Below are 243 nucleotides of genomic sequence, written 5' to 3'. Positions count from 1 at the left end.
AAAGACCGCCATTACCATCCGACGTAGAGAAGTATTCGTCGTCGTTGGACTTGTAAGCGCCCTGTACCCAGACCGAGAAGCGATCCGTGATGTTGACGTCGCCGCGAACCTTGGCAGCCCACTCTTCAAGGTTGGCGTCGTAAGCTGCAACAGCAGCGATCGAGCCCCAGCCCTGAGCGAACTTCAGACCACCAACAACGTGCGGCATGTAATCGTCGATGCGGTTCGAGATGAATGCATCTT

General features: G+C 55.6%; 1 protein-coding gene. It reads right to left on the bottom strand.

The features are described 5' to 3' along the window. On the bottom strand, positions 1–243 hold a 243-nt coding region (locus F9K94_RS24305), incomplete at both ends, for a porin (RefSeq protein WP_192799586.1).

This window comes from Brucella tritici (assembly GCF_008932285.1).
Lineage (GTDB): Bacteria > Pseudomonadota > Alphaproteobacteria > Rhizobiales > Rhizobiaceae > Brucella > Brucella tritici.
This window is presented reverse-complemented; position numbering and strand designations above follow the sequence as displayed.